The sequence below is a fragment of the Hyalangium sp. genome (assembly GCF_035629615.1).
Taxonomy (GTDB): Bacteria; Myxococcota; Myxococcia; order Myxococcales; family Myxococcaceae; genus Hyalangium.
Window position 1 is genome coordinate 1 of the sequence record NZ_DASPHO010000413.1, and the last position, 6,930, is coordinate 6,930.

At 68.3% G+C, this 6,930-nt stretch carries 4 protein-coding genes; 3 read left to right on the forward strand and 1 reads right to left on the reverse strand.

All coding sequences use genetic code 11. From position 1 onward, the window contains the following. From VD972_RS21040 to VD972_RS21050, 3 genes are all read left to right on the forward strand, one after another. The coding region (locus VD972_RS21040) for an alpha-2-macroglobulin family protein (protein ID WP_324989719.1) at positions 1-1,932 on the forward strand (1,932 nt) is incomplete at its 5' end. A 75-nt stretch (positions 1,933-2,007) separates the two neighbouring features. Continuing rightward, positions 2,008-4,329 (forward strand): VIT and VWA domain-containing protein, encoded by a 2,322-nt coding sequence (locus VD972_RS21045; RefSeq protein ID WP_324989720.1) that lies wholly within the window; start codon positions 2,008-2,010, stop codon positions 4,327-4,329. Positions 4,330-4,427: 98 nt separating this feature from the next. Further along, the gene (locus VD972_RS21050) at positions 4,428-5,042 is read left to right on the forward strand and encodes a PilZ domain-containing protein (protein ID WP_324989722.1); all 615 of its coding nucleotides are present in this window, start codon (positions 4,428-4,430) and stop codon (positions 5,040-5,042) included. Positions 5,043-5,081: 39 nt separating this feature from the next. Here the strand turns inward: VD972_RS21050 and VD972_RS21055 are convergent, their stop codons facing one another. Beyond that, complete coding sequence (locus tag VD972_RS21055; protein WP_324989724.1) at positions 5,082-6,704, reverse strand: DUF2330 domain-containing protein; 1,623 nt, start codon at positions 6,702-6,704, stop codon at positions 5,082-5,084. Positions 6,705-6,930 lie beyond the last annotated feature (226 nt).

Consider the following 6,930-nt stretch of genomic DNA (forward strand, 5'->3'; position numbering starts at 1 on the left):
CGCACCGAGAAGCCCCTCATGGTCCGCCTCCAGTCGCCCCGGTTCTTCACCGAGCGGGATGAGGTGACGTTGTCCGCGCTCGTGTCCAACCGGCTCGGCCGCGCCACCTCCGTACAGGTGTCCCTCAGCGCCCCTGGCTTCGAGCCGCTCGAGGCCACGCAGCGCACCGTCGAGGTGCCCTCCGGCGGTGACACGCGCGTGGATGTCCGCTTCCGCGTGGTGAAGCCGGGCGAGGTGAAGATCCAGGCCATCGCCCGCGGCGGCGGCTCGGCGGACGCCATGGAGCTCACGCTGCCCGTCGTCGTGCACGGCTCGGCGCAGCGCGCCTCGTTCTCCGGGCGGCTCTCGGACGCCGTGGAGATTCAGGTGAAGCTCCCCGAGCAGCGCAACGCGAGCGCCACCCGCTTCGAGCTCACCGTCTCCCCCACCCTCGCCTCGGTGATGATGGACGCGCTGCCCTACCTGGCGCAGTACCCCTACGGCTGCGTGGAGCAGACGCTCTCGCGCTTCGTCCCCGCCGCCATCGCCGCGAAGACGGCCCGCGAGCTGGGGCTGCCCAAGACCCGCGTGCCCGAGAACCTGGACGACATGGTCGACGCGGGCCTCAAGCGCCTCTATGGCTTCCAGCACGGCGACGGCGGCTGGGGCTGGTGGCAGTCCGATGACACGAACCGGTGGATGACGGCCTACGTCGTCTATGGCCTGTCGCTCGGCAAGGCCTCGGGCCTGCAGGTGGATCAGAACGTCGTGGCGCGCGGACGCGCGTACCTCACCAACCACCTCGGCGCGGCGCTCGGCAACCCCGACGAGCACACCTGGATGCTCTTCGCGCTCGCGTCCACCGGCGGCGCTCCCAAGGCCGGGCTCGACAAGGCCTTCGCGCGCCGGAGCCAGCTCTCGAAGCGCGGCCGGGCCCTGCTCGCGCTGGCGCTGATCTCCGCCAAGGACAAGCGCGCCCGCATCGCCGTGGAGAACCTGGACGACATCCTCCAGGCGGCCAAGGAGCGCCAGGACGCCTCCGTCGGAGAAGCCAACGACATCTGGCAGACCTCCGAGGCCATCGAGGCCACCGCCTACACGCTGATGGCCATCTACCGGCACGATCCCGCCAGCCCCTGGGTGAAGCCGCTCACCGACTTCCTCGTCCTGCGTCGCAACGGCGGCAAGTGGCGCACCACCCGGGACACGGCCTTCTCCCTCTATGCGCTGTCCGAGATCGCCTCTCGCGAGAAGGCCGCGCAGTCCGCCGGCTCCTTCATCGTCCAGGTGAACGGCCGCGAGGCAGCCCGCATCCGCTTCAGCGCCGGCGGCATGGATCTGTCCGGCCCGGTGGTGCTGACGGACGCGGCCTTCCAGCCCGGGGTGAACACCGTGGTGCTGCGGCGCGACGGTGCTCCGGTGACGGGCTACTACGCGGCCACCTTCGACGTGTACAACCGCGACGAGAACGTGAAGGGCGTGGGCGGGGACGTGAAGGTGGCCCGCACGTACACGCTCCTGGGCAAGCCCTCGGCCGCCTCCGAGCGCATGAGCGCCAGCACCGAGTACGGCATGGCCGTGGAGTCCGGGATCCGCGTCCGCGTGGATCTGGAGGTGAAGGCGAACAAGGCCGTCGAGTTCCTGATGATCGAGGACCTGAAGGCCGCGGGCTTCGAGGCCGTGGCCCTCAAGAGCGGCCCCGAGATCTGCGAGTACCGCTGCGCCCACGTGGAGCTGCGCACCGACCGGGTGGCCTTCTTCCTGTCCCAGATCCCCGTGGGGGTGACGAAGCTCTCGTACGAGCTGCGCGCCGAGGCCCCCGGCCGCTTCCACGCCCTGCCTGCCCGCGTGGAGGCGATGTACGCTCCGGAGCTTCGAGCCACCTCGGACGAGATGCGCCTCGAGGTCCGCGACGCCCCCGATGCCGCAAACCAAGGCGTCGCGAAGGAATAGGCGCAAATGTAGGTAGACCGCGCTGAAGGCTCATGCGTTGAAGGAGTCCTCGGACTCCAGAGGAGACAAACCGCCGTGTACGCCCCCCAACGCCTGTTGCTGATCGCTGCCTTCCTGGTGCCGATGCTCGCCTCGGCCCAGGGCATGCTGCTGCCCACCACCCCCAACGCGCGGCCGCTGGCCATCAAGAGCCAGCGCGTGAGCGTGGAGATCCAGGACGGCACCGCCGTCACCCGGGTGGAGCAGACGTTCCAGAACGACGGGCCCTCGCAGCTCGAGGCGCACTACATCTTCCCGCTCCCCAAGGGCGCCGCTCTCTCCGAGTTCTACCTCTGGGTCAACGGCAAGAAGACCAAGGGAGAGATGCTGGAGAAGGAGAAGGCCACCACCATCTACGAGGGCATCGTCCGGCGCCTGGCCGATCCAGGGCTGCTGGAGTACGTGGACTCGGACGTGTTCCGGATGCGCGTCTTCCCGGTGCCCGCACGGGGCGAGCAGAAGGTGGAGCTGGCCTTCAGCCAGGTGTTGAACTACTCGAGCGGCCTCTACCACTACCACTATCCGCTCGGAGCCACCGCCAAGGCGCAGCCCTCGGACTGGCGGCTGGTGGGGGGCAAGACGACCAACGACTTCACCTTCAGCGCCCGCGTGTCCACGAAGACGCCGCTGCGCAGCATCTACTCGCCCACGCACCAGATGGACGTGTCCCGCCGGGGTGAGTCCAGCGCCATCGTCGGCATGGAGCAGGTGGGCGGCGGGGATCTCACGAAGGATGTGGACCTGTACTACTCGGTCTCGGACAAGGCGGTGGGGCTGTCACTGCTCACCTACAAGCAGGCCGACGAGCCCGGCTACTTCGTCGCCCTCATCACCCCCAAGACAGAGGTGAGCCCCAACGAGATCGGCGCCAAGCGCGTCACCTTCGTCATCGACACCTCGGGCTCCATGCAGGGCGAGCGGATGAAGATCGCCAAGGACGCGCTCAAGTACTGCGTCACCCGGCTCAACCCACAGGACACCTTCAACGTGGTGCGCTTCTCCACGGACGTGGAGCCGCTCTTCACCGCGCTGCGGCCCGCCAACAAGGAGAACATCCAGAAGGCCGTCTCCTTCGTGGAGCAGATGGAGGCCCTGGGCGGCACGGCCATTGACGAGGCGCTGGTGCGCGGGCTCCAGGACAATGACGGCAAGTCCCCCACCTCGCACCTGCTCCTCTTCATCACCGACGGCCAGCCCACCATCGGCGAGACGGACGAGGGCGTGATCGCCCAGCACGCGAAGGAGGGCCGGAAGACGAAGACGCGCCTGTTCACCTTCGGCGTCGGCGACGATCTGAACGCGCGGCTGCTGGATCGGCTCGCCGCCGAGGGCACCGGCACCTCGGACTTCGTCCGGGACGGCAAGGAGTTCGAGACGAAGGTCTCCGGCTTCTACGACAAGGTGAGCAACCCGGTGCTGTCGGACCTGGCGCTCGAGCTGTCCTCCATCGACGCGTACGATCTCTACCCGCGCAAGCTGCCGGATCTCTTCAAGGGGACGCAGCTGGTGGTGATGGGCCGCTACCGCAAGGCCGGGGACGCCAAGGTGGTGCTCACCGGCTACGTGAACGGCGACAAGCGCACCTTCGAGTACGGCACCACCGCGCCCCGCGAGGCCACGCGCGACGACTTCATCCCCCGGCTGTGGGCCATCCGCAAGGTGGGCTTCCTCCTGGAGGAGATCCGCCTGCGCGGCGAGCGCCCCGAGCTGCGTGACGAAGTGATCACGCTCGGCAAGAAGTTCGGCATCGTCACGCCGTACACCAGCTACCTCGTGGTGGAGGACGAGCCGCAGGTGGCCACCAACCAGCCGCCTCCGCCGCCCGTCATGCGCCCGTGGGATGGTCAGCCGGCCCCCAGGCCCACCTCCCGGCCCCAGCAGATGGACAAGGCGGAGGAGGCGGAACGTGATGACTTCGACTCCCTCTTTGGCGGCAGTCCTGGGCGGGCTGGAGGCGCGAGCAGTGCGATGCCCGCTCCGGCCAAGGCCCCGCCGGCCGAGTCGATGACCATGTCCGAGGGCAAGGGCGCCGTGGCCGTCTCCCGCGCGACGAAGAAGATGAAGGAGCAGGAGCGCGGGCCGTCGGCCAGCGATCCCGTGCGCGTGGCCGCGGGCCGCACCTACCTCTTCCGGGATGGAGGCTGGATCGACTCGGAGGCGCTCACCAGCCCAGGCAAGCAGCTCAAGGTGAAGTTCCTCTCCAAGGCCTACTTCGAGCTGCTCCAGCTCCGGCCCGAGCTCAAGGCCGCCTTCGCCCTGGGCGAGCGGGTGGTGGTCATCGTCGCCAAGGGCAAGAGCGTCATCGTCGGCCCGGAGGGCGAGCAGGAGCCCGAGAAGGTCCGAGCCTTCGTCAAGTAGGCGTCCCCTACCGGACGGGTTGCGCCGAAAAGCTCCAGCCATGGCAGAATTGGGGTAGGACAAGGGGGTAGGTTCCTGGCCCCCTTGGGAGGTCGCCGATGGCGGAGAAGCGGCAGCACCGGAGATTCAAGAAGCGCTACACGGTCCGGTTCGGCATGACTGATCTCTCGAAGTCAGGCATCACCGGGGACATCTCCAAGGGAGGCGCCTTCATCCTGACGCGGGAGCTCATCCCGCTGGACACGCGGGTGCATCTCCAGGTGCAGCTGGACACGAAGAGCTTCGTGCTGTTCGAGGGGATCGTGCAGCGGCACCGGAAGGTGCCTCCGGAGCTGCGGCAGATGGATCCGGGAGGCTTCGGGGTGCGCTTCCTCTACCCGGGCGAGGTGGTGGCAGACATCGTCAACAAGGACACGACCACCTTCGAGCTGCACTTCACCAGCGCCGGGCAGCTCAAGACGACCTTCGAGCGCGAGCTGCGGATGGGTGGCGCGTTCATCCTGACGGACAAGCCGCTGCGCATCCAGGACCGGGTCATGGTCTCCCTGTGCCTGGACTTCGCTGGGGAGACGGTGGAGCAGGAGGCCACGGTGGTGCACATCACCCTGCCCCAGGGCACCACCCGCGCGGGCGTCTCCGTCATGTTCAATGACAAGAAGGCGCTGGTGGAGGGCCTCAAGCCCCACCTGCCAGCCGAGGAGCCAGCGGAGTAGCGAGCTGGCTCCCAAGCCGCTGGCGTCGAGGTGTGTTGCTCAGCCAGCCCGGCGGCGGCGCGCGCTCCACAGGACGAAGATCAGCGACAGCAGTGCCGCGGAGCCCGCCTGCGTGGAGGAGCACCCGCAGGTGCCCACCCCTCCCCCGCCGTCATCCAGGGCCTGGTTCACCAGGCCGCTGTTGTCCTTGACGATCGCGGCCGGCCCCACCTCCGCCCACTGCTCGATGCGCAGCGAGTTGGGGCCCTGGCCGAAGGGCCCGTCGCCGAGGGTGACGTACCAGTAGCGGCCATCCGGCAGCTCGAGCTTCACGCGGCGCTTCGACCACTCGGCGTCGCACGTCTCGAAGGTGGCCTTGGCGGTGTAGCGGTTGGAGACGTCCGGCGCGTCCGAGTTGAAGTCGAAGTCCGGATCCACCGTCATCTCCTCGGCGGACATCGTCGTGTAGAGGCGGGTGAGGTACGGGTGCGCATGGAGCAGCTCCAGCGACTTGTTCGCGGGGGTGATGATGGTGTCCTGGAGCTCCTGCACGAAGCCCGCGGCGTTGAAGGGCGGGCGGTTTGGATCCGCGTCGATGTCGCTCCGGTAGGATCCGAGACTGTCGTAGAAGCTCCTCTCGGTGACGCCCCTCTGCACGAGGCTGGCCGGGATGGGGATGTACTTGCGCAGCATCCCCTGGACGGACGGATCCCGTGCGAAGTCCTGCCGCAGCAGCTCCGTGGAGAACTCCACCGGGTGCGTCTGCTGGGCCAGGATGCTCGTGTCGTAGTCCGGCACGAAGGCGTCGAAGCCCTGGGCAATGGGGGCCGAGGCGCCGGCGAACTCGGTGAGGAACGCGCGGCCGCCCGCCTCATCCACCGCCGCGGTGGCCACCGCGTTGTAGTTGCTCCCGAAGCGCAGCCAGTCGATGCGGGTGGGGTTGATGAGCACGTGCCGGTAGTTCACCGGGATGGCGCGCTTGCTGGACAGCACGTACGCGATGATGGGCATGTCCGGCCGCGCGGCAATGGCAGTGAGCTTGATGGGGATGCAGGGCCGGTTGCCCTCGAAGCGCACGATGATGGGCCGCAGATCCCCCACCTGCTTGTTCTGCTGGAGCTTGAGGGCGACGAAGTAGTTGCCCTTGCCCACATAGGGTTCGAGCGCCTGCGTCCCCTGCGGCGTCAGATCGTACCCGTTGTCCACCAGCCAGGTGCTCAGCGCCGTCGCCTCGTCGGCGAGGAGGATGGCCGCGTCGTAGGGCCCCACCTCGGACTGGGACACCACCGTCACGCCGCCGCTCGTGGGTGCGCCCTGGGGTGGCCCCCCGCCGTCAGCGTCGGCAAGCTCCCCTCCCCGGCCGGGTTCATCACAGCTGTTCTGCCAGTCGAGGGTGAAGCGCGCCTGCGTCTGGCTGTCCAGGTACCCGAAGATGAGCGGAGAGCCGACGTTCAGAGAGGGCTTCGCCGGCATGGGCACCACCCAGGAGAACTTCTCCGCCGCGCCCTGGTACTGGATCTGGATGTGCGCCTCGACGGTGTTGTCACGCACGCCGAAGACGATGCGCTCTCCGGCCTGATCGATCGGGGCCCGTGAGCAGAAGAAGCCACCGCAAGCCTCGGCCCGTGGCGCCGTCAGCAGGCCTGCCGTGAGAAGTACTCCGAGCACCATCGCGTGACGCATGTGTCCCCCTTCAGGGAGAAAAAAGGCCCCGGAGGTGCTGCAAACACCCAGCCCGGGGCCAACGTGCTGACTTTACTGCGGACAACGAGCCCGTGCCCCCTCAGAAATCCATGAGGGGACTCGGATCCGCGGGGTTACTGCGCCGACGCCGAGGTCAGCGTGAACGCCGCGCTCACCTGCCTGCCGGAGCCCACGGACACAGGCGCGGGGCTGGCCGGGTTCGTGG